The 24,962-nt window shown below is 74.7% G+C and carries 25 protein-coding genes and 1 riboswitch; of the genes, 11 read left to right on the top strand and 14 right to left on the bottom strand.

The genetic code is table 11. From position 1 onward, the window contains the following. Window positions 1-32 precede the first annotated feature (32 nt). Together ACWFQ8_RS16055 and cobC are read right to left on the bottom strand one after the other, a co-directional pair. Entirely contained in the window at window positions 33-1,280 is a 1,248-nt protein-coding gene (locus ACWFQ8_RS16055) for a CapA family protein (RefSeq protein ID WP_453786830.1), read from the bottom strand. 265 nt (window positions 1,281-1,545) lie between these two features. Next, window positions 1,546-2,970, bottom strand: a complete 1,425-nt coding sequence (cobC, locus tag ACWFQ8_RS16060; RefSeq protein WP_453786831.1) for an Rv2231c family pyridoxal phosphate-dependent protein CobC — start codon at window positions 2,968-2,970, stop codon at window positions 1,546-1,548. A gap of 176 nt (window positions 2,971-3,146) precedes the next feature. On the opposite strand from cobC, the gene ACWFQ8_RS16065 reads away from it, so the two are divergent. After that, a complete protein-coding gene (locus tag ACWFQ8_RS16065; RefSeq protein ID WP_453786832.1) occupies window positions 3,147-3,872 on the top strand; it encodes a ZIP family metal transporter in 726 nt (241 codons plus the stop codon). Between the two features lie 11 nt (window positions 3,873-3,883). Here ACWFQ8_RS16065 and ACWFQ8_RS16070 read toward each other — a convergent pair whose 3' ends face one another. The 7 genes from ACWFQ8_RS16070 to ACWFQ8_RS16100 all read right to left on the bottom strand — a co-directional run bounded on the left by ACWFQ8_RS16070 (window position 3,884) and on the right by ACWFQ8_RS16100 (window position 12,436). Then, window positions 3,884-5,254: a cobyrinate a,c-diamide synthase gene (locus tag ACWFQ8_RS16070; protein ID WP_453786833.1), complete on the bottom strand. Its 1,371-nt coding sequence runs from the start codon at window positions 5,252-5,254 to the stop codon at window positions 3,884-3,886. Continuing rightward, on the bottom strand, window positions 5,248-5,847 hold the full coding sequence (gene cobO / locus ACWFQ8_RS16075) for a cob(I)yrinic acid a,c-diamide adenosyltransferase (RefSeq protein ID WP_453786834.1): 600 nt from the start codon (window positions 5,845-5,847) through the stop codon (window positions 5,248-5,250). The genes ACWFQ8_RS16070 and cobO overlap by 7 nt, the downstream gene beginning before the upstream one ends. After that, window positions 5,847-8,015 (bottom strand): putative cobaltochelatase, encoded by a 2,169-nt coding sequence (locus ACWFQ8_RS16080; protein ID WP_453786835.1) that lies wholly within the window; start codon window positions 8,013-8,015, stop codon window positions 5,847-5,849. Before ACWFQ8_RS16080 ends, cobO begins: the two co-directional genes overlap by 1 nt. A gap of 85 nt (window positions 8,016-8,100) precedes the next feature. Beyond that, window positions 8,101-9,621: a cobyric acid synthase gene (locus tag ACWFQ8_RS16085; RefSeq protein WP_453786836.1), complete on the bottom strand. Its 1,521-nt coding sequence runs from the start codon at window positions 9,619-9,621 to the stop codon at window positions 8,101-8,103. Next, the gene (locus ACWFQ8_RS16090) at window positions 9,618-10,616 is read right to left on the bottom strand and encodes a cobalamin biosynthesis protein (protein WP_453786837.1); all 999 of its coding nucleotides are present in this window, start codon (window positions 10,614-10,616) and stop codon (window positions 9,618-9,620) included. The genes ACWFQ8_RS16085 and ACWFQ8_RS16090 overlap by 4 nt, the downstream gene beginning before the upstream one ends. Window positions 10,617-10,653: 37 nt before the next feature. Next, a riboswitch (cobalamin riboswitch) is annotated at window positions 10,654-10,807 on the bottom strand. A 116-nt stretch (window positions 10,808-10,923) separates the two neighbouring features. Then, window positions 10,924-11,145: a hypothetical protein gene (locus ACWFQ8_RS16095; protein WP_453786838.1), complete on the bottom strand. Its 222-nt coding sequence runs from the start codon at window positions 11,143-11,145 to the stop codon at window positions 10,924-10,926. A 25-nt stretch (window positions 11,146-11,170) separates the two neighbouring features. Next, entirely contained in the window at window positions 11,171-12,436 is a 1,266-nt protein-coding gene (locus ACWFQ8_RS16100; protein ID WP_453786839.1) for an anion permease, read from the bottom strand. 309 nt (window positions 12,437-12,745) lie between these two features. Between ACWFQ8_RS16100 and ACWFQ8_RS16105 the strand changes: the two genes are divergently transcribed. Together ACWFQ8_RS16105 and ACWFQ8_RS16110 are read left to right on the top strand one after the other, a co-directional pair. Next, window positions 12,746-13,876: an alpha/beta hydrolase family protein gene (locus ACWFQ8_RS16105; protein WP_453786840.1), complete on the top strand. Its 1,131-nt coding sequence runs from the start codon at window positions 12,746-12,748 to the stop codon at window positions 13,874-13,876. A gap of 116 nt (window positions 13,877-13,992) precedes the next feature. Continuing rightward, the gene (locus ACWFQ8_RS16110) at window positions 13,993-15,435 is read left to right on the top strand and encodes a hypothetical protein (protein ID WP_453786841.1); all 1,443 of its coding nucleotides are present in this window, start codon (window positions 13,993-13,995) and stop codon (window positions 15,433-15,435) included. A gap of 32 nt (window positions 15,436-15,467) precedes the next feature. Here ACWFQ8_RS16110 and ACWFQ8_RS16115 read toward each other — a convergent pair whose 3' ends face one another. Continuing rightward, window positions 15,468-15,863 (bottom strand): VOC family protein, encoded by a 396-nt coding sequence (locus tag ACWFQ8_RS16115; protein ID WP_453786842.1) that lies wholly within the window; start codon window positions 15,861-15,863, stop codon window positions 15,468-15,470. 329 nt (window positions 15,864-16,192) lie between these two features. Here ACWFQ8_RS16115 and ACWFQ8_RS16120 point away from each other — a divergent pair, with 329 nt between their 5' ends. The 8 genes from ACWFQ8_RS16120 to ACWFQ8_RS16155 all read left to right on the top strand — a co-directional run bounded on the left by ACWFQ8_RS16120 (window position 16,193) and on the right by ACWFQ8_RS16155 (window position 21,759). Continuing rightward, window positions 16,193-17,791, top strand: coding sequence for an ABC-F family ATP-binding cassette domain-containing protein (locus ACWFQ8_RS16120; RefSeq protein ID WP_453786843.1), 1,599 nt, complete (start codon window positions 16,193-16,195; stop codon window positions 17,789-17,791). Window positions 17,792-18,143: 352 nt separating this feature from the next. Continuing rightward, window positions 18,144-18,365 (top strand): helix-turn-helix domain-containing protein, encoded by a 222-nt coding sequence (locus tag ACWFQ8_RS16125; protein WP_030010789.1) that lies wholly within the window; start codon window positions 18,144-18,146, stop codon window positions 18,363-18,365. A 166-nt stretch (window positions 18,366-18,531) separates the two neighbouring features. Next, window positions 18,532-19,311 (top strand): enoyl-CoA hydratase/isomerase family protein, encoded by a 780-nt coding sequence (locus ACWFQ8_RS16130; protein ID WP_453786844.1) that lies wholly within the window; start codon window positions 18,532-18,534, stop codon window positions 19,309-19,311. 209 nt (window positions 19,312-19,520) lie between these two features. Then, window positions 19,521-19,952, top strand: coding sequence for an Asp23/Gls24 family envelope stress response protein (locus ACWFQ8_RS16135; protein ID WP_453786845.1), 432 nt, complete (start codon window positions 19,521-19,523; stop codon window positions 19,950-19,952). Between the two features lie 17 nt (window positions 19,953-19,969). Continuing rightward, entirely contained in the window at window positions 19,970-20,173 is a 204-nt protein-coding gene (locus ACWFQ8_RS16140; protein WP_453786846.1) for a hypothetical protein, read from the top strand. A gap of 7 nt (window positions 20,174-20,180) precedes the next feature. Next, a complete protein-coding gene (locus tag ACWFQ8_RS16145; RefSeq protein WP_453786847.1) occupies window positions 20,181-20,561 on the top strand; it encodes a hypothetical protein in 381 nt (126 codons plus the stop codon). Next, window positions 20,558-21,196, top strand: coding sequence for a DUF6286 domain-containing protein (locus ACWFQ8_RS16150; RefSeq protein WP_453786848.1), 639 nt, complete (start codon window positions 20,558-20,560; stop codon window positions 21,194-21,196). Before ACWFQ8_RS16145 ends, ACWFQ8_RS16150 begins: the two co-directional genes overlap by 4 nt. Next, a complete protein-coding gene (locus ACWFQ8_RS16155) occupies window positions 21,193-21,759 on the top strand; it encodes an alkaline shock response membrane anchor protein AmaP (RefSeq protein ID WP_453786849.1) in 567 nt (188 codons plus the stop codon). Before ACWFQ8_RS16150 ends, ACWFQ8_RS16155 begins: the two co-directional genes overlap by 4 nt. 25 nt (window positions 21,760-21,784) lie before the next feature. Here ACWFQ8_RS16155 and ACWFQ8_RS16160 read toward each other — a convergent pair whose 3' ends face one another. The 4 genes from ACWFQ8_RS16160 to ACWFQ8_RS16175 form a co-directional block, all read right to left on the bottom strand. After that, window positions 21,785-22,540: an SDR family oxidoreductase gene (locus tag ACWFQ8_RS16160; RefSeq protein ID WP_453786850.1), complete on the bottom strand. Its 756-nt coding sequence runs from the start codon at window positions 22,538-22,540 to the stop codon at window positions 21,785-21,787. 9 nt (window positions 22,541-22,549) lie between these two features. After that, on the bottom strand, window positions 22,550-23,338 hold the full coding sequence (locus ACWFQ8_RS16165) for an SURF1 family cytochrome oxidase biogenesis protein (protein WP_453786851.1): 789 nt from the start codon (window positions 23,336-23,338) through the stop codon (window positions 22,550-22,552). 206 nt (window positions 23,339-23,544) lie between these two features. Next, a complete protein-coding gene (locus ACWFQ8_RS16170; protein ID WP_453786852.1) occupies window positions 23,545-23,778 on the bottom strand; it encodes a hypothetical protein in 234 nt (77 codons plus the stop codon). A gap of 94 nt (window positions 23,779-23,872) precedes the next feature. Beyond that, window positions 23,873-24,844: a DEDDh family exonuclease gene (locus tag ACWFQ8_RS16175; protein ID WP_453786853.1), complete on the bottom strand. Its 972-nt coding sequence runs from the start codon at window positions 24,842-24,844 to the stop codon at window positions 23,873-23,875. Between the last annotated feature and the right edge of the window lie 118 nt (window positions 24,845-24,962).

The raw sequence follows: 24,962 nt of genomic DNA on the forward strand, positions 1-24,962 counted from the left end.
CGCGTGGCGTCCCGCCGACTCCGCGGCCCCGCTCAGCGCGTGGCGTGCCGCAGCCCCTGGCCGGCCGCGCCCCGCGACAGCACGGCTTCCGTGACCTGCCGGTCTATCCGGGCGTACTCGCTCCGCTTGCCGGCCGCGAGCGTGCCGTCGCCGGCCGAGCAGGAGGCGCAGACGACACGGAACGGCGGTCCCATGTCCGAGTACTGCGTGAGGTACTCGGCCTTCACCACCTCCCAGCGGCCGGGGTGGCCCGCCGCCGGGGCGAAGGTGAAGCGCGGGACGGAGGACTGGTTGCCGCGCAGTTTGCCGGCCGGGACGAAGCTGGCGACCTGGTCGCCCATGCCGAAGACCACCCAGGTGCCGTTGATCTTCTCGTAGGGCTGCGGCACGTGGTTGTGCGTGCCGAGGACCAGGTCGATGTCGGCGAGTCCGTCTGCCGACCGGGAAGCGGTCAACTCCTGAGCCAGCAGGGTCTGTTGCCGATCCGGAGCGGTCTGCCACTCGGTGCCCCAGTGGATGCTGAGGACCACCGCGTTCGCGCCGGCCGCCCGGGCGGCGCGGGCGTCGGCGATGATCCGGTCCCGGTCGATGAGGTTGACGGCCCAGGGCTTGTCCGGGGGGAGCGGGATGCCGTTCGTGCCGTACGTGTACGACAGCTGGGCGACCGTGGCGCCGCCGGCCGAGAGCAGGGCGGGGGCCCCGGCCTCCTCCGCGCTGCGGGCCGATCCGACGTGGGGGAGGCCGACCCGGTCGAGGTGGTCGAGGGTGCGTACGAGGCCGTCGTAGCCGGCGTCCAGCGTGTGGTTCGAGGCGGTGGAGCAGCTGTCGTACCCGGCGTCCTTCAGGGCGTCGGCCAGTTGGTGCGGAGCCGTGAAGGTCGGGTACCCGGTGTAGGGGCCGCCGGGGGGTCCGTAGGGTATCTCGTGGTGGCATATCGCCAGGTCGGCGCCGGAGACCACGGGCTTGACGCCGGCCAGTATCTTCCGGAAGTCGTACTCGCCGGCCCCGCCGGCCCCGCCGCCCGCGTCGTCCGCCGCCCTCTGCACGATCGACGGGTACGGGATGATGTCGCCGGTCGCCACCAGGGTGAACGACGTGCCGGCCGGAGCGGCGGCGCTGCTCTCGGGGACGGCGGGCCGGTCCGCTCCGGGCTCGTCCCGCAGCGCCTGCTCCGCGGCGGGAGCGCGCCCGGAGTCGAGCAGTCGCGGCGCGGCGTGGATCGCGCCGCCCACGAGGAGCAGCCCGGCCAGGGCCGCGGCTGCCGTGGCCGGTCCCTTCATTCCCCACCCCCGACGTCGCACGGCGATGCGGGGATCGTCACCCGCACCGTCCGCACGGCCATCGTAGGCGGCCGTCCTGATGACACGCCCGTCCCGCGGCCGTCCGGCCCGCCCGACCGCTCCCCGGTGCCCCGCGGCCGTCCGGCCCCCGCCCGACCGTTCCCCGGTGTCCCGCGGCCGTCCGGCCCGCCCGACCGTTCCCCGGTGCCCCGCGGCCGTCCGGCCCCCGCCCGACCGTTCCCCGCCGCCCGGCCCCGCCCCGCGGTCAGCCGCGGCCCACCACGTTCAGCGCGCGGTCCAGGGCCTGGAGCAGCCGGCCCGTCGTCGCGCGGTCGCGCACCGCCAGCCGCAGCCAGGAGGAGTCCAGCCCCGGGAAGGTGTCCCCGCGGCGCACGGCGAAACCGAGGGCGCGCAGCCGGGTACGGACCTCCGCGCCCCCCACCACCCGGATCAGGACGAACGGGCCTTGCGCCACCCCCGCGAGCGTGACCTCGTCGAACTCGGCGAGCCCGGCCAGCAGGTGATCCCGGTCCACCGCGATCCGCAGCGCCGCCTCCCGCGCCTCGGCCAGCGCCGCGGGCGCCAGGCAGGCCTCGGCCGCCACCAGGGCCGGGGTCGAGACCGGCCACAGCGGCTGCGCGGCCGCGAGCTTGGCGATCACCTCGGGCTCGGCCAGTACGTAGCCGATCCGCAGCCCCGCCAGCCCCCAGGTCTTGGTGAGGCTGCGCAGCACCACCAGCCCCGGCACGTCCGTCCGCCCGGCCAGTGCCTCCCGTTCGCCCGGGACGGCGTCCATGAACGCCTCGTCCACCACGAGGATCCGGCCCGGCCGGGCCAGCGCGGCCAGAGTCGCCGCCGGGTGCAGGACGGAGGTCGGGTTGGTCGGGTTGCCCACCACCACCAGGTCCGCCGTCTCGGGCACCGCCGTCGGATCCAGCCGGAATCCGTCCGCCGACCGCAGCACCACCCGCTCCACCCGGTGGCCCGCGTCCCGCAGCGCCGCCTCGGGCTCGGTGAACTGCGGGTGCACCACCACGGGCCGTACGGCCCCCAGGGCGCGCGCGATCAGTACGAAGGCCTCCGCCGCGCCGGCGGTCAGCAGCACCCGCTCGGTCGGCAGTCCGTGCCGGGCGGCCACCGCGGCACGGGCCGCGCGGCCGTCGGGGTAGGCGGCGAGGTCGTCGAGGGAGGCGGCGAGCCGTCGCTTGAGCCACTCGGGCGGAGTGTCCGACCGTACGTTGACCGCGAGGTCGACCAGCGCGGAGCCGGTGTCCCGCACCTCCGCGTCCCCGTGGTGGCGCAGGTCGTGTGCCGAGGCCGTGGCCACCGCGCAGGTCGCGGCCATCGACCGGCGCTTCGGTACGAGGAGTTCCCCGCCGGCGGCGAGCGCCGCGGCCTCCGCCACCGAAGGCGTCCCGGTGGCGGCTCGGACGGATTCCGAGGGGTGCGGCACGGTGATCGCGGCGAGCTCTTCGGCGGAGTAGCCGAGCAGCGGGACGCCGAATCGTTTCGCCGCCTCCATGAGCCCCGCCTCGTCCGCCTTCGACTCCACCGTGGCCAGCGCCGTCACCGACGCCGCGGCCAACCCCGCCCCGCGCAGCGTCTCCTCGACCAGGGCATAGACCTCGGCCGCGGAGACCCCCGCGCGCCCGCCGACCCCGACCACCACCTGTGTCACGTACTCGCCCACCGGAATCCTCCCTCCGTAGCCATGGTCCCGCTCGCCCGTCGCCCGTAGCCCGTCACTTCGGCCGCCACCCGTCACCCGCCACTCCTCCACGGGCGGCGGCCCGCCGTCAACACGCCGCCGCCCGCCACCGGGGCGCGGACGTGCGCGCGGGCCGAGGAATCGGTATCCAGGGGCACATGGCCGTGATCGTGGCGCTGGGCGCGTTCCTGATGACCCTGGTGGGCGGATGGACGGCGCAGCGCGTCACCGACCGCCGCCACCTCGTGCTGGGCCTCGCCGGCGGGCTCATGCTCGGTGTCGTCGGCCTCGACCTGCTCCCGGAGGCCATGCACGCGGCGGGGGAGGAGGTGTTCGGCGTACCGCTCGCCCTGCTGCTCTTCGTGGCCGGGTTCCTGGTCGCGCACGTGGGGGAACGCCTGCTGGCCGTACGGCAGGCCGCCCACGGGGCCGAGGACGGGGGCCGGGTCCCGCAGGTCGGGCTGACGGCGGCGGCCGCGATGGTCGGCCACAGCCTCGCCGACGGCGTCGCCCTCGGCGCGGCCTTCCAGGTGGGCGGGGGCATGGGCATCGCCGTGTCGCTCGCCGTCATCACCCACGACTTCGCCGACGGGTTCAACACGTACACGCTCACCAGCCTCTACGGGAACACCCGCCGCAAGGCCCTGCTGATGCTCTTCGCGGACGCCGCGGCCCCGGTCGTGGGCGCGGCGTCCACACTGCTGTTCACCCTTCCGGAGGAACCGCTGGGCGCCTACCTCGGCTTCTTCGGCGGCGTCCTGCTCTACCTGGCCGCCGCCGAGATCCTGCCCGAGGCGCACCACGAGCACCCCCTCCTGTCCACCCTGCTGTGCACGGTGGGCGGGGTGGCCGGGATCTGGCTGGTCGTGGGCCTCGCGGAGTGAGCCGGGCGTTCTCACCGGGCCCGTGCCGCGGCCACGAAGTGCCGTGCGACGGACGGCTCCGCCGCCCAGTGCGTGTGCAGGTAACTCGCGTGCACACCACCCTGTACGAAGCCCTCGACGCGGCGTTCCGGGTGCGTGAAGCCCCAGGCCGGCGAGGCCCCCGCACCCGGGTCGATGACCGTCCGGTGGAACTCGTGCCCGCGCAGCCGGGTCCCGGCCGGGGCCAGCGGGCTGTCGGAGAGCGCCACCGCCTCGCGGTAGCCCAGCGTCAGGCGCTCCGACATCCGCGCGTCGGCGTCGAGCACCGCGCACATGGGCTTCCCGTCCAGCGACCGGGCCAGGTACAGCAGCCCGGCGCACTCCGCCGCCACCGGGCCGCCGGCCTCGGCGAAGGCGGCGACGGCCGCGCGCAGCGGCTGGTTGGCCGACAGCTCGGGCGCGTACACCTCGGGGAATCCGCCGCCGATCACCAGGCCGCGGGTCCCCTCGGGCAGCGACTCGTCCCGGAGCGGGTCGAAGGTGACCACGTCCGCCCCCGCGGCCGTGAGCAGCTCCGCGTGCTCGGCGTAGGAGAACGTGAACGCCGGTCCGCCCGCGACCGCGATCACCGGCCGCCCGGCGGGGCCGGGCGTGTCCGCCCGCGCACCCTCCGGCGACCACGGCTCGCAGTCCAACGCCGGGGCCGTACGGGCCAGGGCCATCAGCGCGTCCAGGTCGCACCCGGCCCGGACCTGCTCCGCCAGGGCAGCCACCGAGGCCAGGGCGTCGGCCCGCCGCTCGGCGACCGGCACCAGGCCCAGGTGCCGCGACGGAGCGGCCACCTGCGGAGCGCGCCGCAGGACGCCGAGGACCGGCATCCCGGCCTCCTCCAGTGCCTCCCGCAGCATCACCTCGTGCCGGTCGGAGCCGACCTTGTTGAGGATCACGCCCCCCAGCCGCACCTGCGGGTCGAAGGAGGCGAAGCCGTGCACCAGTGCCGCCACCGACCGCGACTGCGAGGACGCGTCCACCACCAGCACCACCGGCGCCCGCAGCAGCTTAGCCACCTGCGCCGTCGACGCCAGCTCGCCCCGGCCCGCGGCCCCGTCGTAGAGCCCCATCACGCCCTCCACCACGGCGAGGTCGCACCCGGCCGCCCCGTGCGCGAACAGCGGAGCGACCAGCTCCGGTCCGCACATGAAGGCGTCGAGGTTGCGCCCGGGCCGGCCGGTGGCCAGCGCGTGGTAGCCGGGGTCGATGTAGTCGGGCCCGGCCTTGTGCGGGGACACGGCGAGGCCGCGCTCCGAGAAGGCGGCCATCAGGCCCGTCGTGACGGTGGTCTTGCCGCTGCCGGAGGACGGCGCGGCGACGACCAGCCGGGGAATGGGGAGCGAGGTCACCACTCGATGCCCTTCTGGCCCTTCTGGCCGGTGTCCATCGGGTGCTTGACCTTGGTCATCTCGGTGACGAGATCCGCGAACTCCAGCAGCTTCTCCGGCGCGTTGCGCCCCGTGATCACCACGTGCTGGGTGCCGGGCCGGTCGCGCAGCACCTGGATGACCTCGTCGACGTCGATCCAGCCCCAGTGCATCGGGTACGCGAACTCGTCGAGCACGTACAGCCTGTGCGTCTCGGCGGCCAGGTCCCGCTTGACCTGCTCCCAGCCCTCCTTGGCCGCCTGCTCGTTGTCGAGCTGCGCGTCCCGCTGGACCCAGGACCAGCCCTCGCCCATCTTGTGCCAGACGACGGAACCGCCCTCGCCGGAGGCGCCGAGCACCTTGAGCGCGTTCTCCTCGCCGACCTTCCACTTCGCCGACTTGACGAACTGGAAGACCCCGATCGGCCAGCCCTGGTTCCAGGCCCGCAGCGCCAGCCCGAAGGCCGCCGTCGACTTGCCCTTGCCGGGGCCGGTGTGGACGAAGACGAGCGGGCGGTTTCGGCGCTGGCGCGTCGTGAGTCCGTCGTCCGGAACGACGGACGGCTGTCCCTGCGGCATTACGCGGCCCTCCTGTGGCTGTGGTTGCTGTTCCCGCCGCCGTGTGACGCGGCGGCGGAAGTCACCGATGTACGTACGTCCTTCACGAGCCCGGCCAGCGAGTCGGCCCGCAGCCCGTCCAGCGTCACGGCGGGGCCGCCGAGGTCGGCGGCCAGCACCCCGGCCAGCCCCAGCCGGACCGGACCGGACTCGCAGTCCACGACGACGGACGCGACGCCCTGGGCCCGCAGCAGATGGGCGCCGCGGCCCGCGAGCTCCCGGGGCGTGCCGCCCGAGCGGTCCCCGGCGCCGCCGGCCGACGTGGCGCGCCCGTCGGTGACGACCACCAGCAGCGGCCGGCGCGAGGGGTCCCGCAACCGCTCGACGCGCAGCACTTCGTGGGCCTTCAGCAGCCCGGCGGCCAGCGGAGTGCGGCCCCCCGTCGGCAGCTGCTCCAGCCGGGCGGCGGCCGCGTCCACCGAGGAGGTGGGCGGCAGGGCCAGCTCCGCGGACGACCCCCGGAAGGTGATCAGGCCGACCTTGTCCCGGCGCTGGTAGGCGTCGAGCAGCAGCGACAGCACCGCGCCCTTGACCGCGCTCATGCGTTGCCGGGCGGCCATGGAGCCGGAGGCGTCGACGACGAACAGCACGAGGTTGCCCTCGCGGCCCTCCCGCGTCGCCTGGCGCAGGTCGTCCTTGCGCACGATCAGTCCCGGGCCGCTGCGGCCGCGGACCTTCTGGTGCGGGGCGGCGGCCCGGACGGTCGCGGCGAGGTGCAGCTTCGTCAGGTGGCCGCGCGGGTGCTGGGCCCCGGTGGTCCGGCCGTGGGCGGTACGGGCGCGCGAGCGCCGCCCGGAGGCGCCCTCGCCGAGGCCCGGCACGCTCAGCATCCGGGTCCTGAACGGCTCCGCGGCCCGGACGGCGGCCTGCTCGGGCCCGCCCGCCCCGTCCTCGCCCCGCGCGGGCTGCGGCTCGGGTGCCTCCGGTGCGTCGTGCCCCTCGGGGGCGTGCGGCGCGTCGGCGGTGTCGGGAGCCGGCGGCGCCGCGTCGCCCGTGTCGGGCGTCCCGGGTCCGTCGCCCCGCGGGGGCATCCCGCCGCCCCCGCCGTCGGGGCCGCCATCCGGGCCGTCGTCGTCGGGGTCCTGCGGCTGCGGGTCGGGCTCGTCCTGCGGCTCCTCGTCGGGGAACCGGTCCAGGATCTCGTCCAGCTTGTCCTCGTCGAGGCCGGGCGCGTCGAAGGGACTGCGCCGCCGCCGGTGGGGGAGCGCCAGCAGTGCCGCCCGGCGGACGTCCTCCTTGCGCACGGCGGTCCGGCCGGCCCAGGCGGCCAGCGCGGTCGCCGTGCGGGCCATCACGATGTCGGCCCGCATGCCGTCGACCTCGAAGGCCGCGCAGGTCGCGGCGATCTGGAGCAGTGCGGTGTCACCGAGCGAGACCTGCGGGAGCAGCGCCCTCGCGGCCACCACCCGGGCGCGCACGTCCTGTTCGTCGCCGGCCCAGCGGGTCGCGAAGCCCGCGGGGTCGTCCTCGTAGGCGAGTCGGCGGCGCACGACCTCGACCCGCTGGGCGGGCTCGCGGGAGGCGGCGACCTCGACGGTCAGCCCGAACCGGTCGAGCAGCTGCGGGCGCAGCTCGCCCTCTTCCGGGTTCATCGTGCCGACGAGCAGGAAGCGGGCCGCGTGGCGCACCGAGACGCCCTCGCGCTCGACGTAGGAGGCGCCCATCGCGGCGGCGTCCAGCAGCAGGTCGATCAGGTGGTCGTGGAGCAGATTGACCTCGTCGACGTACAGGATCCCGCGGTGCGCGTCGGCGAGCAGCCCTGGCTCGAAGGCCTTCACGCCCTCGGCGAGGGCCCGTTCGATGTCCAGGGCGCCGACGAGGCGGTCCTCGGAGGCGCCGACGGGCAGCTCCACCATCCGGGCGGGCCGGGCGCTCCCGGGCCCCGTCTCGTGCGGACCGTCGGGGCAGGCCGGGTCGGGCGCGCCGGGCGCGCACGAGAAGCGGCACCCGGGCACCACGTCCACCTGCGGAAGCAGGGCCGACAGGGCCCGCACGGCGGTGGACTTGGCGGTTCCCTTCTCGCCGCGCACGAGCACACCGCCGACCGCCGGGCTCACGGCGTTCAGCAGCAGCGCCAGCCGCAGGTCGCTCTGACCGACGACAGCGGTGAACGGATAGGGCGTGCTCATGTGTTGCTCACTCCTTCGGTGCTGCGGACCGGGCCGGAGCCCGGCTCCGGGAAGGGGCCGGGCGGGGGGAAGCCCCGCCGGGCGCTCACGGCGCCCCCGGCGGCAGGAAGGGCAGGCCCGCCGGGGCGCCGGTCTCGATCAGCCGCAGCAGCGCGTCCGTGTCCGCGTGCTCCTCGATCAGATCGCCGAGCAGGTCCAGCTGCTCCTCCCGCAAGGCCTCGAACGAGGTGTCCGGGGCCGGTACGAAGCGCCGCCCGGCCGCCGCCGCGACCTCGCGCAGGAACGCCCTGCGGAAGCCGTCGGACTCCAGCGAGCCGTGCCAGTGGGTGCCCCACACCGATCCGACCCGGCAGCCGTCCAGGAAGGCCTCGCCGCCCAGCACCTCGGCCACGCCGTGATGGATCTCGTACCCCGAGACCGGCTCGCCCAGCGCCGAGCCGGTCGGCCGCGCCAGGGTCTTCTCCGTCCGGAACCGCACCCGCACGGGCAGCAGTCCGAGGCCGGCCACCGAGCCGGCCCGCGACTCGACCTCGTCCTCGATGTGCTCGCCCAGCGCCTGGAACCCGCCGCAGATGCCCAGCACCGGGCGGCCCTCGGCCGCCCGCCGTGCCAGGGCGTCCGCGAGCCCGCGCTCGCGCAGCCAGGAGAGGGCCCGCACCGTGCCCCGGGTGCCGGGTACGACGACCAGGTCCGCGTCGGCCAGTTCCTCGGCCCGGTCCACGAACCGCACGACGACGCCCGGCTCGGCGGCCAGGGCGTCGACGTCCGTGAAGTTGGACATCAGCGGCACCGCGCACACGGCGACCCGCAGCACGTCCTCACCGACCGGCGGCGCCACCACGGACTCCCGCACGGCGCCGCGCAGCGAGACCCGCAGGCCGTCCTCCTCGTCGATGCCGAGGCCGTGCCGGAAGGGCAGCACCCCGTACGTCGCCCGGCCCGTGAGGCCGCGCAGCATCTCCATGCCCGGCTCCAGCAGCGAGACGTCGCCCCGGAACTTGTTGACGAGGTATCCGGCGATCAGCGACTGGTCCTCGGGGGACAGCAGCGCCGTCGTCCCGAAGAAGGAGGCGAAGACCCCGCCCCGGTCGATGTCGCCGACGACGACCACCGGGAAGCGCGCGGCCCGCGCGATGCCCATGTTCACGATGTCGGTCCGGCGCAGGTTGATCTCGGCCGGACTCCCCGCCCCCTCGCAGATCACGGCGTCATACGTGCCCCGCAGCTGCTCCAGGCAGTCCGTGACGATGCCGAGCAACTGCTCCTGGCGGCCCCCGTGGTAGCCGCGGGCGCTCATCTCGCCCACCGGCTTGCCCAGCAGCACCACCTGGCTGGTGCGGTCGCCGCCCGGCTTGAGCAGCACCGGGTTCATCAGCGCGGTCGGCTCCACGCGGGCCGCCTGCGCCTGCATGGCCTGGGCGCGCCCGATCTCGGCGCCCTCGCGCGTCACGAAGGAGTTCAGCGACATGTTCTGGGCCTTGAAGGGCGCCACCTTCACACCGCTGCGGGCCAGCCAGCGGCAGATGCCCGCCGTGACCACGCTCTTGCCCGCGTCCGACGTCGTTCCCGCGACGAGCAGTCCGCCGCCGTGCTTCGCGCCGTTCATGCGCGTCCTCCCCTCGTCGTGCCGCAGGCCCTCGAAGCCCACGTACCGGCCCCCGTCGCGCGGGCGACCGCGAGCCGGGCGACCGCGCAGGCCCCCAGAGCCAGCCAGGTCACCCGCCGCGACAACCGCACCGCGCGCTCGATGTCCGCGACCTCCACCGCCCGCCCCCGGGCGCCGTTGAGCACGGCCCGGTGCTCGACCCGGCCCCCGTACGCCAGGGTGCCGCCCAGCCGTACGCCGAGGGCGCCGGCGAAGGAGGCCTCCACGGGTCCGGCGTTGGGGCTGGGGTGCGCGGCGGCGTCGGCGCGCCAGGCCCGTACGGCTCCCCGCCGGTCGGGTCCGGCCAGTACGGCGGCCAGCGCCGTCAGCCGGGCGCCCGGCCAGCCCGCCGCGTCGTCGAGCCGGGCGGAGGCCCAGCCGTAGCGCAGGTAGCGGGGGGACTTGTGGCCGACCATCGCGTCGAGCGTGTTCACGGCCCGGAAGGCGAGCAGGCCCGGCACCCCGGCGACGGCGCCCCACACGAGGGCGCCGACGACGGCGTCGGAGGTGTTCTCGGCGACGGATTCCACGACGGCGCGGGCCATCTGCTGCTCGTCCAGGGACTGCGGGTCGCGTCCGCACAGGTGGGGCAGCCGCCGCCGGGCGGCCTCGGTGTCGCCGGCGGCGAGCGCCGCGCCGATGGTGCGGGCCTCCCGGCCCAGCGAGGTGCCGCCCACGACGGCCCAGGTGGCGGCGGCGGTCAGCGCGATCCGGACCACGGGTGGTGCGGAGCGCACGGCGCGGGCGCCCAGTGCGCCGACCGCCGTCGCGCCCCCGGCGCACACCAGGGTGTGCAGGAGGCCCCGGGCGCGGTCGTCGCGCCACAGGGCGCGCTCCACCGCGGCGGCGGCTCGTCCGAAGGCGGCCACGGGGTGCCCTCGGCGCGGATCCCCGAGGATCCGGTCGCCGATCAGGCCCGCCGCGGCGCCGTACGCGAAAACGCGATCGGCACGCATGGTGGCAGGTATGTCCTCACTCAGGGTCCGCGCCCTGGTTCGACGTGTCCGGCGGCGAGAGTTCCTGGCTCCCGGGACGCACGCGCCGCGTGCGCTCCCCGGTGACAGTGGCGGGACCGCGCCGGAATCGCACCGGACTTCCTCTCCATGCCGCCGTATTGGCTCGGGCAGTCCACCACGCACCGAGAACGCCCGTCAACTCGCCGTTGACCTGCGACGAGGGTCCGGCCGGGCATGCGAAAGCTCCCCCCGGGAAGAACCCGGGGGGAGCTGCCGCGGCGAACCGGACGCGCCTCGGCGCGCCGGATCAGGCGACGATCAGGTAGATCCCGTAGCCCACGGCCGCCGCGACCAGCGCGAAGCAGGCGTACGCACCGCTGCGGGCCAGGGTGGCGGCGCCGCCCTGCTCGGTGGCGGCCTCGTGCTTGGACAGGCCCACCAGGCCCAGGGTGAACAGGGCCACGAGGGCGACGGTGGCGGAGAGGCTGACCCCGAAGACGGAGCCGAGTGCTTCCCAGTCGATCTTCATACTGCCGTTCCTCTGTCTGTCTCGGTCAGACCGCGGCGGCCGGAGCCGCCGGGGTCGTCGTCGCGGCCGGGATGGTGGCCTTGAGGTCCTCGTCGCTCACCGCGGCGGTGGTGGCGGCCGCGAGGGTCGGCGGGACGGTGACGGCGGCCATGGCCGTGGTGACCACACCCGGCTCCTCGGCGCCGACCGGCTGCACGTCGTTGACGTTGTGGTGGTCGACGACCTGGCGGCGCGAGATGAGCCAGATGGCGAGGCAGGAGCCGACCAGGAAGACGGTGACCGCGGCGATGCCGACGTCACCGGTGCGCATGACCAGCTCGGCGCCGGCCGCGACCAGGCCGGCGGCCGGCAGGGTCAGGCCCCACGCGATGAACATGCGGGTGGCGGTGGACCAGCGGACCACCCCGCCCTTGCGTCCCAGACCCGCACCCATGACGGCGCCGGAGCACGCGTGGGTGGTGGAGAGGGAGAAGCCGAGGCTCGACGAGGCCAGGATGACGCTGGCGGCAGAGGTCTGGGCGGCGAAGCCCTGCTGCGGCTGGAGGTCGGTGAGGCCCTTGCCCATGGTGCGGATGATGCGCCAGCCGCCCAGGTAGGTGCCCATCGCGATGGCCAGACCGGCGGAGACGATGACCCAGACCGGCGGGTTGGCGCCGGCGGGCAGGGCGTTCCCGGCGACGAGCGCCAGGGTGATGATGCCCATCGTCTTCTGCGCGTCGTTGGTGCCGTGCGCGAGGGAGACGAGACCGGCCGAGGCGATCTGACCGGTGCGGTAGCCCTTCGCGGAGGTCTTCTCGCCGACCTTGCCGCCGAGCTTGTACGTGACCTTCGCGGCCAGCATCGCGGCCAGACCGGCGACGAGCGGCGCGGCGATCGCGGGGATCAGCACCTTGGTGACGACGACGCTGCCGTTGACCGCGCCGATTCCGGCGGAGGCGACGGCGGCACCGATCAGGCCGCCCATCAGGGCGTGCGAGGAGCTGGAGGGCAGGCCGACCAGCCAGGTGACGAGGTTCCAGAGGATCGCGCCGACCAGAGCGGCGAAGATCACTTCCGGCTGGATGCCTTCCTCGTTGACGAGGCCCTTGGAGATCGTCTTGGCGACCTCCACGGACATGAACGCGCCGACGAGGTTGAGCACGGCGGACATGGCCACCGCCGTCTTGGGCTTGAGGGCGCCGGTCGAGATGGTGGTGGCCATCGCGTTGGCCGTGTCGTGAAAACCGTTCGTGAAGTCGAACACGAGAGCGGTGATGATCACGATCCCGAGGAGAAGCGTTATGTGCTCCATTTACCCAGGCTTCTGTTTGACGTCAGTGGCTCGGCGACCGTAGGCAACCTGGATGAACGGAAGATGAACTGGCACGGGCCGATCGGTGTACTGCCTCGCCACGCGATCGGAACCTTCGTCCCGGTTCTGGCGGAGATACATCGATTAATGCACGTCAAAGCCGGGTGAATGAACCCCTCCGCGCCGGATCCCGGACATACGGGCGGCGCCCTCCGGAACCGGAAGGAGAGATGGATCACGCCCGCCGCGGCGCGGCCGGGCCGCGCCCCTCCGGTGGCCCCCCGGGATCGGCGCCCCGACACTGGAGCCGTGCGTACCGCGACAGCGACGGCAGCGGCCGTCACCACCATGCTCCTGGGCGCCGGCGCGGCCGCCGTCGCGGCCGGCCGGTACGCCGCCGGCGCCGCCCTGCGGCACCGGCCCGGGTGCCCGCTGCCCGGCGGGCCGCGCCTCACCGTCCACTCCACCGCCGCCGGCCGGATCGCCCTGACCCGCTCACTGGCCTCCCTGCGCCCCGGTACGTACGGCCTGGACGCCCCGGGGGTGCACGCCGTCGTCGGACCCGTCCTCACCGGGGTGCCCCACGACCCGGACACCGTCGTACGCCGGCTCCTCGCCGTCACCCACGGCTCCCTCGACCCCGGCACCCGGCTCACCCTCACCCCCCAGGTCCACCTCGGCGATCCGCGTACCGCCCTCGGCCTCGACCACGCCGACGTGGACGTCCCCGGGGAGCTGGGCGCCCTGCCCGCCTGGTTCGTCCCCGCGGCCCGGGACACCTGGGTCATCACCGTGCACGGGCTCGGCAGCAGCCGCGAGCACCCGATGGTCGTCATGCCCTTCCTGCACCGCCAGCGGCTGCCCGTCCTCGACCTGGGCTACCGGGGCGACCTGGGCGCCCCCGCCTCCCCGGACGGCCTCGGGCACCTCGGCGCGTCGGAGTGGCGTGACCTGGACGCCGCCATCCGCTACGCCCTGCGCTACGGGGCCCGCCGCGTGATCCTGCACGGCTGGTCCACCGGCGCCACCATGGCCCTGCACGCCGCCGAGCGCTCGGCGCTGGCCGGCCGCATCTCCGGGCTGGTGCTCGACTCGCCCGTGCTCGACTGGCACGCCACCCTGCGCGCGCTCGCCGCGGCCCGCCGCACCCCGGCCCCGGTGCTGCCGCTCGCCGTACGGGCCGCCGAGAGCCGCGCGGGGCTGCGCGCCGACCGGCCGGCGCCGGGCGCAGACCCCGCCGCGCTGCGCGTCCCCGTCCTGATCCTCCACGGCCCGGACGACGTGTTCGCCCCGTGGGGCCCCTCCCGCCGGCTCGCCGCCGCCCGCCCCGACCTGGTCACCCTGCACACCGTGCGGGCCGCCGGGCACGGGGCGATGTGGAACGCCGACCCGTCCGGCTACGAGGAGGTCCTGCGCCGTTTCCTCACCCCCCTCATGTGAAGGCCGTGTGCCGGAAGCGACGTGGAGGCCGGGTTGTCCCGGTCTGTACCTCGGGTGGGAGCGGTAACGGACAGTTCCGTTTGGGCTTTCGGCCAGTGACGGGCGAGACTGCTTCCGTGACGTCCCGAAAGCCTGATGAGCAGTTGGCTCGCGACTCCAGACTCCGACTCGTCTCGCCGCGTTCCGTCGCCGCGGCCCGCAAGGCGGTGACCGACCGCCGCACCCGACCCGCCCCCAGACCCCCGGCGGGCACTCCCGCCACGGCGGACCTGGCGAACCGCGCCCGGGCCTCGCTCGCCGACGCCGTACGCCTGACCCGCTGGGCCGAGGTCAACCTGGGCGCCGGGGACGGCGGCCGGGCCGCGCCCTCCGGCGCCCTGGCGGCGGTCGACGTCGAACGGGCCGCCGGGGAACTGAACCTGACACACGGGCAGATCCGGGTCGGCTGGGACCGCGCCCGGCTCGCCGGACTCGTCGAGGTGCACGGCGGCCACGCCCGGCCCGGCTGGCGGCTGCGCGCCTGGGACCGCGACGACACCGCCGTGCTGCGCGGCTGGGTCGCGCTCTTCGACGCCTGGTCGCTGGTCCACCCCGCCCCCGCCGACATCGCCCCCGCGGCCGTCGCCGAGGTCGTCGAGGCCATGCCCCAGCTCCTCTCCCTGCTCCAGCTGTCCGCCGGCCCGGTGAGCGTCCCGGACCTGCTCGACCTGCTCGGGCAGCGCGTGACCGAACTGCGCGACGAGCGCTGCGAGGTCCCCTACGACGCGGGCGCGCAGGGAGCCGGGGGAGCCCCGGCGGCGCCGACCGCCGGACGGACGGCCCTCCCCGCGCCGCCCGTCCCGCTCGCCCGGCTGCTGCGCTGGGCGCTCGGCGGCCTCGCCGCCGTGGACGCCGTCACCCTCGGCCCCGCCCGCGCGACCCTCACCCCGCTGGGCAGTTGGGCGGTCTGGGTCAAGCTGGAGCAGATCTGCGTCGCCGCGCAGAGCCCCGCCGGGAACATCGAGCAGTCCGCCGCCGCGATGCTGCACGGCTGCGCCCGGCTCACCCCCGGTCCGGCCCGCGCCGAGTACCGGGCCTGGCTCGCCGCCCGGCCGGTCGGCCACGCGGTCAGCGAGCTGCTGCACGCCGCCCGGGGGGACGACGCGCTGGTGCGCGGCCTCGCCTTCGAAGCGCTGCGGGTGGTCGGCGCGCCCGCCGAGCCCGAGGTGCGCGCCGCCGCCCGCGAGCCCGCCCTGCGCCCCTACGCCCTGCTCTGGCTGGCCGAGCACGACGGGGTCGACCCCGACGAGGCCCAGGACGTCCTCACGCCCGAGGAGTCGACCTGGCTCTGGGTGGACACCGCGGCAGCCATCGCCGACCACGGCGAGGCCGACCTGCTGGCCCGTCACCTCGACTCGGCCGTGCGGACCACCGTGCCCCGGTTCCTCGACGAGGTGCGTGCCGTCGGCCACCCGCGCACCGTGCAGGTCCTGGTCGCGCTGGCGGCGGCCCACCCCGACCCGGCGCTGGCCAAGGCGGTCCGCCGCGCGGCCTTCCAGGTCCACACCGGCGGCGTGTAACGCGCGTAGCGGCACGGACGCGCCGCGGGTCCTCAGGCCTGCGGCGCGTACGTCCCGAAGCTCCAGATGTTGCCCTCGCCGTCCCGGGCCATGTAGTCCCGGGAGCCGTAGTCCTGGTCGGTCGGCTCCATCAGGACCTCCACGCCGTGCTCGACGGCCCGCCGGTGGTGGGCGTCCACGTCCTCCACGACGACGTACACCCCCGACGGCCCCGCGTCGACCATGGCCTGGTCGAAGACCCCGCCGGTGCCCTTGCTGCCCAGCATCACCACGCCGTTGCCGTACGCCAGCTCCGCGTGCACCACGGAGCCGTCCTCACCCTCGTACACGGCGACCTGGCTGAACCCGAAGGCCTCGGTCAGCAGCTTGATGGCCGCCTTCGCATCGCGGTAGACCAGGGTGGGACAGATGGACGGAACGCCTGCCATGACGATCACTCCCTCTCGTGACGGTGACCCGCGTCACAGCATGGCAGGCGCCGCCGACCGCCGGCGGAAGGTGTCGCACCGGGCCATGTCGCCCGTGCGGCAGCCCTCGCGGAACGACTGCCGCTCCGCCGGGCCGCAGTGGGGCTTCGGCCGGACGGGGGACGCGGGGAGGCGCTCCCGGCGGGGCGGGCGGGTGCCCGGCGACCCGCAAAGTAGTTGCGCACCCCCGGTAGAATGTCTTCCATGGCAAATCTCCTCGCGGGTTAGCGGCGTCGAAGCTTGCGCGTCCTGCCCCCCTTCCGCCGTCCCCACCGCCCTGGAGTATTTCCGTGATCACCGCAACCGGCGTCGAGCTGCGCGCCGGAGCCCGCGTCCTCATCGAGTCCGCCTCCTTCCGCGTCGCCAAGGGCGACCGCATCGGACTGGTCGGCCGCAACGGGGCCGGCAAGACCACGCTGACCAAGTGCCTCGCCGGCGAGGGCCAGCCCGCCGCCGGCACCATCGCCCGCTCGGGCGAGGTCGGCTACCTGCCGCAGGACCCCCGCACCGGCGACCTCGACGTCCTGGCCCGCGACCGGATCCTGTCCGCGCGCGGCCTCGACGTGCTGATCAAGAAGATGCGGATGAACGAGGAGCGCATCTCCACCGGCGCCGGCGCCACCCGCGAGAAGGCGTTGCGCCAGTACGAGCGCCAGGAGACCGAGTTCCTCACCAAGGGCGGGTACGCCGCCGAGTCCGAGGCGGCCACGATCTCCGCCGCGCTCGGGCTGCCCGACCGGGTGCTGGGCCAGCCGCTGCACACCCTCTCCGGTGGTCAGCGCCGCCGCGTCGAGCTCGCCCGGATCCTCTTCTCGGACGCCGACACCCTGCTCCTCGACGAGCCCACCAACCACCTCGACGCCGACTCCATCGTCTGGCTGCGGGACTACCTGAAGAGCTACCGCGGCGGCTTCATCGTGATCTCCCACGACGTCGACCTGGTCGAGACCGTGGTGAACAAGGTCTTCTACCTGGACGCCAACCGCTCCCAGATCGACGTCTACAACATGGGCTGGAAGCTCTACCAGCAGCAGCGCGAGGCCGACGAGAAGCGCCGCAAGCGCGAGCGCCAGAACGCGGAGAAGAAGGCCGCCGCCCTGAACTCGCAGGCCGACAAGATGCGCGCCAAGGCGACGAAGACCGTCGCCGCGCAGAACATGGCCAAGCGCGCCGACCGCCTGCTCGCCGGCCTGGACGCCGTCCGCGTCTCGGACAAGGTCGCCAAACTGCGCTTCCCCGACCCGGCGCCCTGCGGCAAGACCCCGCTGACCGCCGAGGGCCTCTCGAAGTCGTACGGCTCGCTGGAGATCTTCACCGACGTCGACCTGGCCATCGACAAGGGCTCACGCGTCGTCATCCTCGGCCTCAACGGCGCCGGCAAGACCACCCTGCTCCGCCTGCTCTCGGGCACCGAGAAGCCCGACACGGGTGTCGTCACCCCGGGCCACGGCCTCAAGCTCGGCTACTACGCCCAGGAGCACGAGACCCTGGACCCCGAGCGCACGGTCCTGGAGAACATGCGCTCCTCCGCCCCGGACCTTGACCTGGTGGCCGTCCGCAAGACGCTCGGCTCCTTCCTGTTCTCCGGGGACGACGTCGACAAGCCCGCCGGGGTGCTCTCCGGCGGCGAGAAGACCCGGCTCGCCCTGGCCACACTGGTCGTGTCCGCCGCGAACGTGCTGCTGCTCGACGAGCCCACGAACAACCTCGACCCGGCCAGCCGCGAGGAGATCCTGGGCGCGCTGCGCACCTACAAGGGCGCCGTCATCCTCGTCACCCACGACGAGGGCGCCGTCGAGGCACTGGAGCCGGAGCGCATCATCCTGCTCCCGGACGGCGTCGAGGACCTCTGGGGACCGGACTACCGGGACCTCGTGGCCCTCGCCTGATCCGGTTCCGCTTCTGATCCAGTTCCTTATGGATCATTCGGCTCAGAGGTGATCCATCATCTGAGTGAGGCAGTCTCGTACCGCTGCGCGTCGTACGAAGGCCCCGGCCGTCCCCTTCGGGGGGTGTCGCCGGGGCCTTCCATTTCTCCGCTCCCCACCCCTGACCTGGTGATTCCCCGGGAGGGTCGGAGAGTGTGACGGAGGTCATGCAGCGGAAGGGGAGATTCCGTTCTGCTCGCGCGTCCACCGCTCCGGAAATGCCGTCGTACCGACCTTGCTGAATGGGTGGCCAGGAAGCGGGGGAGGGGTGATCATGAGAAGTCCAGAGCGCACTTCCCACGAGGAGGCACGGGTGGCCGAGACTCTGAAGAAGGGCAGCCGGGTAACCGGCGCCGCGCGCGACAAGCTCGCGGCAGACCTGAAGAAGAAGTACGACTCCGGTGCGAGTATCCGGGCGCTGGCCGAAGAGACCGGCCGGTCCTACGGATTCGTGCACCGGATGCTCAGTGAGTCCGGGGTCTCGCTGCGTGGTCGCGGAGGCGCGACGCGCGGTAAGAAGGCTGCTACGGCCTGACCCCCGGGCCCATCGTTCCGAGGTTCCACAGGCGTCAAAGGTTCAACAGCTCCACCGTTCCAACGGTTCCTTCGGTGACCCCCGGTCGGCCTCCCGGTCGGCTGGGTGGTTACTGTGCAGTCACTTAGGCCGGGTCCACGGCCGACTGCACACCGGAGGCATACGGATGGCTCTGCTCGACAAGGACGGCGTACGACTCACCGTCGACGACACGGTCGCCACGGTGACACTGACCAATCCGACCAAGCGAAACGCCCAGTCCCCCGCGCTCTGGCGGGCTTTGGCGGAGGCCGGGAGGTTGTTGCCGGGCACCGTCCGCGTCGTCGTGCTGCGCGGCGAGGGGAAGTCCTTCTCCGCCGGGCTCGACCGGCAGGCGTTCACCCCCGAAGGTTTCGAGGGCGAGCCGTCCTTCCTCGACCTGGCACGCGGTTCGGACGAGCTGCTCGATTCCACCATCGCCGAGTACCAGGAGGCGTTCACCTGGTGGCGGCGCAATGACGTCATCTCCGTCGCCGCGGTGCAGGGGCACGCGATCGGCGCCGGCTTCCAGCTCGCGCTCGCGTGCGACCTGCGCGTGGTCGCCGACGACGTGCAGTTCGCCATGCGCGAGACCAGCCTGGGCCTCGTCCCAGACCTGGCCGGAACCCAGCCCCTGACCACCCTCGTCGGCTACGCCCGCGCGCTGGAGATCTGCGCGACGGGCCGCTTCGTGCACGCCGAGGAGGCCGAGCGGGTCGGCCTCGCCAACCTCGTGGTCCCGGCCGACGAGCTCGACGCCGCCGTCCAGGACCTCACCACCGCGCTGCTCGCCGCCCCCCGGGACGCCGTGATCGAGACCAAGACCCTGCTGCGCGCCGCGCCGGCCCGCGCGTACGACGACCAGCGCGCCGCCGAGCGCGCCGCTCAGGCCCGCCGCCTGCGCGACCTCGCGGGCCTGTCCGACTGACCTCGCGAAGGCCCCCGCGAGCACCCGGCCGCCGCCCCGCTCCCCGCCACGGGAGCGGGGCGGCGGCATACGCGGACGCATGCGGGGCAGAAAGGCAGCGTTACCCGTTCCGCCCGACCGGAGCAGCCCCCGGCGCGTCGGCGGGCCCGCCCGCTTACGGTGGTGGGAGTCCCTACCGAGCAGGACCGCCTCACTCCTAAGGACAAGCGATGACCGAATCCTCCCTGGGGAGCCCCGCCAAGGACCCCGGCGACCGGGGCCGCACGAGCATCGCCGACGGCGTCGTCGAAAAGATCGCCGGACTGGCCGCCCGCGAGGTGGTCGGCGTCCACGCCATGGGCAGCGGCAGCGGCCTCTCCCGTACCTTCGGCGCCGTCCGCGACCGGGTCCCCGGCGGGGCCAAGTCCGCCGTCAGCCGGGGCGTCAAGGCCGAGGTCGGCGAGGTCCAGACGGCCCTCGACCTGGAGATCGTCGTCGACTACGGCGTGGCGATCCGCGACGTGGCCCGGGCGGTCCGCGAGAACGTCATCTCCGCCGTCGAGCGCATGACCGGGCTGGAGGTCGTCGAGGTCAACATCGCCGTCAGCGACGTCAAACTGCCCGACGAGGAAGACGAGGAGCCGGAGTCCCGGCTCCACTAGCCGAGAGGAGCCCCGCAATGAGCATGGCTGTCGTCGGCCTCCTGGCCGGCCTGGCCCTCGGCTTCGCCGGATACTTCGGCGGCTTCGGGGCCTTCCTCCTGGTGGGGGCCCTCGGCGCCGTCGGCTTCGTCGTCGGGCGGTTCCTCGACGGGGACCTGGAACCGGGGGACCTGTTCCGCCCCCGCGACCGGGACCGCGGCCGCGGCGACCGGCGCGGGTGAGGCGCCGATGACCACGCCGCGGACCGCACCGCCCCGGGTGGAGGCCGCCGAGCGCGGATCCACCCGTATCGCCGACCGGGTCGTCGCCAAGATCGCCGCCCAGGCCGCCCGCGAGGCGCTCGCCGACGGCGCCGGCCCGGCGCCCGGAGCGGGCGCGCCCCCGCACTCGACCGTCACCGTGCACCACGACATCGCCCGGGTCCGGATCGGCCTGGAGCTCGACTATCCCTCCGACCTCGCCGCCCAGTGCGCGGCCGTACGCCGCCAGGTCACCCGGCGGATCGAGGAGTGCGCGGCGATGGCCGTACCCGAGGTGGACATCGAGATCGAGCACCTGCACTCAGCGCACGCCCGGCCCGCCGCCGGGCGGGACCGGCGGCTGCGGTGACGGCTCCCGCCCGCGCCACCGACGGCGGCGCCACCGACGGCGGCGCCACCGACGGCGGCGCCACCGACGACGCCGCCGCGGGCCCCGTCTCCGGCCCGGCCCGCGTCACCCGCTTCCGCTCCGCCCGGCGGATCCCGGCCGCGCTCACGGCCCTGGTCGTGCTGGGCGCGGCGGGCCTGCTCCTGTATGACCTGGCCGCCGTGCGCGCCGGCCGCCCCGGCATGGTCTGGCGCCGCCAGCTCTCCTACGAGCTGGACCGCGCCACCCCCGCCGATCCCTGGGTCCTGCTCGCCGGCGCGGCCCTCGCCGCGGCCGGGCTGGTGCTCCTGCTGCTGGCGCTGGCCCCCGGACTGCGCGGGATCCTGCCGATGCGCGTGCCCGCCTCCGCCCGCGGCGTGCGGGCCGGCTTCGGCCGCAAGGACGCCGCGCAGGTGCTGCGGGACCGGGCGATGGAGGTGTCCGGGGTGCGGTCGGTGAAGGTCCGGGTGGGCCGGTCCCGCGTCGGCGTACGGGCCACCTCGCACTTCCGCGAGCTGGACGACGTACGGGCCGACCTCGACGCGGTGCTCGTAGTCGGCATCGAGGAACTGGGCCTGGCGCACCCACCACGGCGCCGGGTACGGGTCGGGCGGTGAGCGGGGTGCTCGCAGTGGTGAACCGGATCGTGCTGGCGCTCGTCGGCCTGGTCCTGCTCGCGGCGGGAGCCGCGCTGCTGACGGCGTCATGGCCGTTCGGCGGCCGGCACGCGCCGCTGCTGGCGCGGGAGACCCGGCACCGGTACGGGCACGCCGAGGGCTGGTGGTCGTGGGCGGTGCTCGCCGGGCTCGCGCTGTGCGTGCTGCTGGCGCTGTGGTGGCTGCTGGCCCAGTTCAGGCGCGCGCGGCTGCGGGCGGTGGCCGTCGACACCGGTGACGGGGCGTACGCCCTGCTGCGCGGGCGCGCGTGGGAGGAGGCGGTGGCCGCCGAGGCCGGCGCCCTCGACGGCGTCGCGCGCTGCCGCGTCGCGCTGCACCGCAGCCGCGGGGCACCCGCCCTGCGGATCGCCCTGGAACTGGAGCCGCACGCGGTGCCGGCCGACGCCCTGGCGGCTCTCGCGGGCCCGGTACTGGGCCACGCGAAGTCGGCGGCGGGCCTCGCCGAGCTGCCGACGGAGGCCCGCCTGAAGGTCACGTCCCACCGGGCCCAGCGGGTGACGTAGGGCCCGGACCCGGAGGGACGGCGGGTCAGAAGCCGTGCCGGGAGCCGCCGTCGACGGGCAGCATGACGCCCGTCAGGTACGAGGCCGCGGGCGACAGCAGGAACGCCGCCGTGCGCCCGAACTCCTGCGGCTCCCCGTACCGCCCCAGCGGGATCGCGGCCTCGTTCCGCGCCCGCGCGGCGGCCGCGTCCCCCGAGAGCGCGTCGAGTTCGCGCACCCGGTCGGTGTCGATGCGGGCCGGGAGCAGGCCGAAGACCCGGATCCCGCGCGGACCCAGTTCGACCGAGAGGGATTTCGCGAAGCCCGCGAGCCCCGGGCGCAGCCCGTTGGAGATGGTCAGGCCGGGGATGGGCTCGTGGACCGAGCCCGACAGCACGAAGCCGATCACCCCGCCCTCGCCCAGTTCGGCCGCCGCCGCCCGGGCGAGGCGGACCGCGCCCAGGAACACCGACTCGAAGGCCGCCGACCACTGGGCGTCCGTGTTGTCCGCGGCGGAGCCCGGGGCCGGCCCGCCCACGCTGATGAGGATGCCGTCGAAACGGCCGAAGCGTTCGCGGGCGGCGGCCACGAGCCGCTCCGCCGCGGCCGGGTCGGCGTTGTCGGCGGCCACCCCGGCCGCGCCCGGGCCCAGGGCGGCGGCCGCGTCTGCCGCCCGCTTCTCGTCCCGGCCGGTGAGGAGCACCTTCGCGCCGTCGGCGGTCAGTTCGCGGGCTGAGGCGAAGCCGAGGCCGCGGGTGGCCCCGGTGACGACATAGACACGGTCCTTCAATCCAAGATCCATGCCGATACGCTACGCCGCCGTCACCGGCTCCCGCTCGGTGCCTCGGGCCGCCGCCTCTTCGCGGTCGCGCTTCTCCCGGCGGACCAGCACGAGCCAGCCCACCGGCACCGCGGCCGCGAACAGCCACCACTGGACGGCGTACGCCATGTGCGCGCCGATCGAGTCGTGGTCGGGCTCGGCGACCGGCTCGGGCCCGCCGTCCGAGGCGTCCGGAGCGGTGAGTTCCAGGTAGCCGCCGAGCACGGGCCGCCCCAGTGTCTCGGACTGCCGGCCGCTGTTGATCAGCATGACCTGACGGTCCGGCAGCCCCGCGCGGTCCTTGATGCCGCTGCGGCCGCTGGTCTCGTCGGCCTTGAGCCGGCCGGAGACCGTGACCTCGCCCGCGGGCGCGGCGGGGACCTGGGGGTAGGCACGGGGATCGCCGCCGCCCGGCACCCAGCCCCGGTTGACCAGCACGGCCCGGCCGTCGCCGAGGACGAGCGGGGTCACGACGTGGAAGCCCACCTTGTCGTCGGCCGAGGTCCGCATCCGTACGACCACTTCGTGCGCGGCGTCGTAGGTACCGGTCGCGGTGACCGCCCGCCAGAAGTCCGCGCGCGGCACCCGGTGGCCCGGCGAGGTGACCTCGGTCACGGGGACGGGCGGGGCCTTGAGGTTGGCCTCGATCAGCTGGTTCTGCGCGACCCGGTGCTCATGGCGGTGGAACTGCCAGAACCCCAGCTTGGCCATCACGGGGATGAGGACGAGGGCGACGAGGGTGAGGCACACCCACTGCCGGGTCAGCACAAAGCGGTACACGCCCACGACGGTACCCCCAGTCGGGACGACCCCGGCGGCCGGGTGGCCGTCCGGGGTCGCGGGAGGCTCGGACAAGGGGACGGGGGAGGCCCGGGCCGGGGGTGGCGGAACGGCCCGGGCGGGGGGTGGCGCAAGGGTCCCGGCGGGGGGTGTCGAACGGCCCGGGCCGGGGGGTGGCGGAAGGGCTCGGGCCGGGGAGTCGGACGTCAGACGTGGTCCTTGATGCCCACCTTCCCTTCCGCGCGGGCGCAGTGCGCCCCGCAGAACCACTGCCCCTCGACATCGACGCCCTGCCCGATGATCTGGACCCGGCAGTGCTCGCAGATGGGCGCCATGCGGTGGATGGCGCAGGAGAAGCAGTCGAAGACGTGCACGGCGCCCTGCGCGTGCACCTCGAAGGACATGCCGTAATCGTTTCCGCAGACCTCACAACGTGCCATGCGCCGCATGCTGCGCACAGCGGCCGACCGGAACAAGATCCACCGGGGTGAGTCGCCGTGCGGGCACCCACCCGGCGCAATCCGCGGTCCGGTCTCAGTCCTCGGCCGCCGCCACGTCGCGCAGCAGTTGCGTGAAGGCCGCCTCGTCGACGACCGGGGTCCCGAAGGACTTCGCCTTGACCGTCTTCGAGGTCGCCGAGTCGGGGTCGTTCGTCACCAGCAGGCTCGTGAGCCGCGACACACTCGTCGCGATGTGCAGGCCGGCCTCGACCGCCCGGTCCTCCAGCAGTTCCCGCTCCACCGAGGTGTCCCCCGAAAAGGCGATCCGCATGCCCTGCTTCAACGGCTTGCCGTCCTCGAAGCGTCCCGGGTTCGGGTGCGGGCACGCCGGCCGCTTGCGCGAGGGCCGCCAGCTGCCGCCCCGGTAGGAGGCCTGGTAGCCGACGCGCGGCGTGGCCGGTGAGTCCGACCACTCGGTCAGCGGCCGGCATTCGAGCAGCGGGAGCCGTACCCCGTCGCGCGCGGCGGCGTGCAGCGACGGCCGGAACGCCTCCGCCAGGACCCGGGCGTCGTCCAGCGCGTGGTGCGCGCGCTGCTGGACCACACCGAAGTGCGCGGCGAGGGACTCCAGCTTGTGGTTGGGCAGCGGGAGGTCCAGTTCCTTCGACAGGGCGATGGTGCACAGCCGCTGACGGACCGGCGCCGCGCCGGCGGCCCGCGCGTACTCGCGGGCGATCATCTGCCAGTCGAAGATGGCGTTGTGGGCGACGAGCACCCGGTCCGCGAGCCGGTCGGCGAACTCCTCGGCGATGTCCTCGAAGAGCGGCGCGTCCTGGAGCATGGCGCTGGTCAGGCCGTGGATCCACACCGGCCCCGGATCCCGCCGCGGGTTGACCAGCGTGTACCAGTGGTCCTCCACGTTGCCCCGGGCGTCGAGCCGGTAGACGGCCGCGGAGACTATCCGGTCGTCGCGAGCGAGCCCGGTGGTCTCCACGTCGACGACCGCGTACCCCTGGGGGTACGCGGTCGGCCACGTCGTCTCTGCGGTCGTACGGTCGTCGAGCATGGTCACAGAGGATATCGGCCCCGACCGACAGCCACGGCCCCGACGGTCCGCCGGCCCAACTCCGCCACGGGGCACCGGCGCCCACTCGGGCGCAATCCGGTGCGCGCACTGCGGCGCC

The sequence above is a fragment of the Streptomyces sp. NPDC055254 genome, from assembly GCF_053606025.1.